The 4,827-nt window shown below is 69.2% G+C and carries 4 protein-coding genes and 1 pseudogene; all 5 read right to left on the reverse strand.

Annotated elements, in window-relative coordinates; all coding sequences use genetic code 11:
- Positions 1-367, reverse strand: a pseudogene (locus AC27IO_RS20440) (iron dicitrate transport regulator FecR); the annotation flags it as partial.
- Positions 368-374: 7 nt separating this feature from the next.
- On the reverse strand, positions 375-986 hold the full coding sequence (locus AC27IO_RS20445) for an RNA polymerase sigma factor (RefSeq protein ID WP_487090415.1): 612 nt from the start codon (positions 984-986) through the stop codon (positions 375-377).
- Positions 987-1,586: 600 nt separating this feature from the next.
- Positions 1,587-2,921, reverse strand: coding sequence for a lysine N(6)-hydroxylase/L-ornithine N(5)-oxygenase family protein (locus AC27IO_RS20450; RefSeq protein WP_498740475.1), 1,335 nt, complete (start codon positions 2,919-2,921; stop codon positions 1,587-1,589).
- Positions 2,905-3,774 carry a N(5)-hydroxyornithine transformylase PvdF gene (locus tag AC27IO_RS20455; protein WP_498740476.1) on the reverse strand — a complete coding sequence of 290 codons (870 nt, stop codon included), beginning with the start codon at positions 3,772-3,774 and terminating at the stop codon, positions 2,905-2,907. The genes AC27IO_RS20450 and AC27IO_RS20455 overlap by 17 nt, the downstream gene beginning before the upstream one ends.
- Positions 3,775-4,003: 229 nt before the next feature.
- Positions 4,004-4,672: a siderophore-iron reductase FhuF gene (gene fhuF, locus AC27IO_RS20460; RefSeq protein ID WP_498740477.1), complete on the reverse strand. Its 669-nt coding sequence runs from the start codon at positions 4,670-4,672 to the stop codon at positions 4,004-4,006.
- Positions 4,673-4,827: the final 155 nt, after the last annotated feature.

Below are 4,827 nucleotides of genomic sequence, written 5' to 3' on the forward strand. Positions count from 1 at the left end.
CGTAGGCGGCAGTGAACACCGGCTGCTGCCAGAGCCACTGCACGCCGCGTCCGGCCAGCAGCCCGGTGCCCACCAATGCGGCGGCGGACAGCAGCAGGCGCCGCGGCATGCGCCGGGCATTGGGCGACGCAGTGCCCGCGGTCGGGTCGCTGAAATGCGCACGCAGTTCGGTCGAGGCGCTGCCGATCGCCTCCCAACGCCGGCGCGCCTCCTGCGCCGCGGCCTCGTGCTCGCCCGAGCGCTGGCGCCACTGGGCCAGCGTGGCGCGTGCGTCCTGCGCGGCCGGCTCGGGCGCGACATCGGCCTGCACGATGAGTGCGATGGCGTGCTCGATCAGGCGCTCGCGCGGCGCGGCGGTCAGGGACATGCGGGACTCAGGAAAAATCTTCGGCCAGGGTGGCCTCGAAGCCCGCGCGGCCGGATGGGCTCTGGTGTTCGATCAGGCTCGCGCGCAATTCGGCGAACACGCGCGAGCAATCGACCGTGGCGCGCACCATGTGCTTGGCCACCGCCATTTCGGTGATGCCCAGGCGCTCGGCGATCTCGGTGCGCGTGTGGCCATAGGCCCTGAACAGCAGGAAGACCTCGCGGCGCCGGGGAGGCAGCCGCTCGATCGCTTCCACCAGCCGGCGCAGCACCTGGCGCTGCGCGGCGAAGTACTCGGACGATGGCACCGCCCCGTGGCGCTCGTCGCCCGCGTGCTGGCTGGCCCAGTCCTGGGCGACCTTGCGCTTGCGGTAGTCGTCGATGCACAGGTTGCGTGCCACCCGGAACAGCAGGGCGCGCGGCGATTCGACGGTGGACAGCGAAGACGGCGCTGCCGATTCGCGCGCCGCTGATCCCTTGGCGGCCACGGCCTGGGCATACACCCGCTCGAAGCTCGATTGCGCGATGTCGGCCGCATAGTGCGGGTCCCTGAGCTCGTACGTCAGGTGCCGGCGCAAGTCCCCGTAGTGGGTCACCAGTTCATGGATCAGATCGCGCATGAGGCCGTTTCCCGCAAATGCCAATGATCGGACCCCAGGCACCGCCACGCGGCGGGCTGCCGATCCGTTCGCGCCGCCGGTGCACGGAGGGCGCTGCAGAATGCGATGGCCTGGGTTCAATGCGAATAGTTCGCATTTGAATCATAGCATGGGGTCGACTGAGCCTTTGTCAGGCGATCTGAAGGCTGCAAAATGCGGAAGTCTGGAAGGTCGCAAAGCGAAGCGCAACGCCACTTGAAGGCACTACCCGTCCATCAACCAAGGAGTCATTGATGAAACGAATTCTGGCCCTCCTGATCGCAGGACTGCTTTTCCCCGTATGGGCCCTGGCAGGTGAGGACCCTGACTCTGAAGGGGTAGAAAAGACGGATCGGTGGAATTTCGCGTTGGAGTCTGAGCGATAACAGTGGAGCCGGCGCCGCGGCCTGGGGCATGAAGGGGTTGCATTGCTCCGCTCCATGGCCACTGGACGGCGTGGCTCGTGCAGGGCGCCGTGGCACCTGATCCCCAGGTCGGGGGGCGGGTCCCACAGAGCGGCCGATCTGGCGATGGTTGGGCTCCCCGCCTCATCCTTCCTGGGCCTTCGGCCTGCGCGCCGGTTCAGGCGGGGGTCGGCTCCATCGCCCCGCGGGAACGTGCCGCGGCGGCCGGTGTGGCGGCCAGCAGGGCGTTGCCGATCTCCCCGGTGCGCACCGACGTGACCGACAGCAGCGTGTCGCTCAAACCGTGCGAGCTTTCGCAGGCCCCTTGCAGGTAGATGGCCGGCTGGAAGTCCGGCGGGGTCTGCACGCGGTAGTGCCGATCGACCTGCAGGTCGCCCAGGTAGGGCGCCAGGGGCTGGAGCAGGTCCTTGTGCTGCGCCCGCGCATAGCCCGTGGCCAGCACCACGGCGTCGTAGCGCACGGTGCTCTGCTGGCCGCTGTCCTGGTCCGCCAGCGCCAGGTGGATGCCGGCTGCATCGGCCCGCACCGCGCCGACCTCCTGGCGCCGCAGAAAGCGCAGCCGCTCGCCGCCTGCGACCTTCTGTTCGTAGAAGAGCTTGAAGATCTGCTGGATCAGTTCCATGTCGGCCACCGCATAGTTGGTGTGCCAGAACTCCTCCAGCAGCGCCGAGCGTTCCGACGGCGGCCGGCTGTACATGTAGTCGGTGAACTCCACATTGAAGATCTCGTTCACGAACGGGCTGTCGTCCGAGGGCCGGATCGATCGGGCGCGCATGATCAGATCCACCTGCGGCGCGCCGGGCCGGCCCTGCAGGTCCATGAAGATCTCTGCCGCACTCTGTCCCGCGCCCACCACCGCGATCTTGCGTGCCGTGCCGTGGGCTGCCATGCCCTGCAGGTAGGTGCTGGAGTGGAAGACGCGCGGGTCGGCCCTGAAGGGCTGAAAGGCCGGGGGAATGTTGGCCGTGCCGCCCACGCCCACCACCAGGTTGCGCGCCAGCCGTTCGGTCACCGTGCCCGCCCGGTTGCGAGAGCGCACGCGCAGGTGGGAGACGGGCGCCGCCTGCGGCGCGTGCGACGCGGCGCCACCGGTGTGCTGCCGCTCGGGCAGCACTTCGAAGACGTCCTCGCCATAGATGCAGTGGTCCTCGAATTGCTCCGCCGCCCAGCTCAGATAGTCGTTGAATTCGCGGCGGCTCGGGTAGAAGCTCTTGAGGTTGATGAAGTCCGGCAGGCGGCCCTTCTCATGCAGGTAATTGATGAAAGTGAACCGGCTGGTCGGGTTGCGCAGCGTGGCCAGGTCCTTCAAGAACGAGATCTGCATGTGGGACTGGTCCAGCAGCATGTGCGGGTGCCAGGCGAAGGCCGGCTGCCGTTCGATGAACAGGGCGTCCAGGGGCCGGCTGGCATGGCGTTTTTCCTCCAGCGCGATGGCCAGGGCAACGTTGGACGGGCCGAAGCCGATCCCGATGAGGTCATGAATGGCAGGCATGGGATGTCAACTCCTGTGTGGTGAGGGAGGGTGTTTCGGCCAGCAGCGCCAGCCCCTGGTGCAGCGCGGGAAACAGGCTTTGCTGGAAGTTGTTCCAGCGCATTTCCAAGATGGTGTCGTCCGGGGCGATGGGCGTGGCGAGCACGTCGAAGATCACCTCGCCCGAGTCGATGCCCTGGTCCACGTAGTGGAAGGAGGCGCCCGTCATCGACACGGGCGGCACGGGCACGGTGGCGCGCGTGTTCCAGTCGATGACCTTCTCCCCCCGCGCGCCGTGCAGTGCATCGAGCGTGGCGTAGGCGCCGCGGCGCTGGTATGGGGAGCCGGGCCGCGTGATGCCCGGGTGGATATTGGCGATGCGGCGCCAGTACGGATTGCCCGGCCGCGCCAGGTCGTCCAGGATCACCAGCAGGCCGTCGAGCACCACGATGTCGGCCTGCAGCGCATCCAGCTGCTCGCGCAACTGGCGCTCGAACGCCTGCTTGCCCGGCGCCCGCTGCGCCGAATCGCGCGGCAGCCGGCGGTAAGTGGAGGGCACCGAATGCATCAGGTCCTTGAGCGGCCGGCCCTGCGTGCGCAGGCCGTGGGGAAAGATCCAGGGCCGCGCGGGGTCGCAGGAGAAGCCGTAGTCCTGCAGTGCGGCCTGGTCCCGCGGGGATTGCGGATCGTCGTCGAACACGATGCCTTCCAGGGAATAGGCATCGCCCAGCGGCGTCTGGTCCAGTGCCTCGGCCAGGGATTCCAGCGGAGACTTCATGTAGCGCTGCTCCCCTTTGTAGGCCACGTGCCGGCCGGCCTGGTCGGCCGCCGCGTTGCGCAGGGAGAGGACATATGCGAGTTTTGCCTTGGGCATGAGCGAAGTGAGTCCAGTCAAGAGTGGATGAACCGATGGCGTCGATCGGGGTGTGCCGGCGTGCCGGTGCGTGGGCGCGGTGCAGCCTGGGGTGCAGCCGTTCCCGGGCTTCCTGTCGGGAAGACGAACGGCGCTGCCATCTGTTCACCGCTGTGCCCGCGCACCGGCTTTGCACGTTCGTTCATGCACCGGCGCGGGCGGCTGCGGTGGGCTGTGGCGCCGCGCATGGTCATGCGCTCGGCGCTTCGGCCGCCCTGCGGTGCTGCGGCGCCAGCGGGCACGCGCCGCAATGGCTTTCACCGGGCAGCAGGTAGTACAGGCAGCATTGCCGGTGCAGCCGCAGCGGGGCGGCCGCCTCGCCGCGCGGCACCTCGCGCTGCGGGCCGTGCATCGGATTGCTGCCCTCGGGCCATTGCGCGCGCTCCAGCAGGAAGTCGCGGTCGGCCGCCACGGGCGTGCCGGGGCCCACCCGTGCCACGGCCTGCGCCAGGATGAGGTCCAGGCGCCGCGCCGTGTTGCCCCAGAGGATCTTTGGGGCCACCCGCGTCAGTTCGGTCAGCCGGGCAAACAGCGGCGCCAGGTGCTGCCAGAGCAGGGCCGCATAGCGCTCGGCCGTGGCAGTGCCCCGCATGGGGGTGCCCGCGGCGACGATGTGAAAGCTCTGCACGGTGCCGTGCGCATCCAGCCGCAGCCAGATGTCCTGTGCGCCGGCCGGGAAGGTGTGCTGCAGCACGCTGGCCGCAGCCACCATCGGTGGCAGCAGCCGGTCCAGGTAGTCCAGCGTCCACACGGAGGCCACGGCCCGCAGGTCGTGCAGGCCCGCGCCCCGGTGCCGCGCCTGGCGGTGCAGCACATCGCTCAGGCCGCCGGGCGTGCCCAGCAGCGCGGCCAGGTGCAAGGCGCCAGGCGGCGCGCCTCGGCGCACTGCAGGCCGTCGCCGTGCGCCGCCAGCGCGCCAGGGAACAGGGGTTCAGCATCGGCATCACGGGGACATAGGACGAGACGCAGCAACCCCTGCATTGTTCACGCGGCGGGCTCGGCCCCGGCAGTGCC

Source organism: Acidovorax sp. KNOB132 (assembly GCF_057541515.1).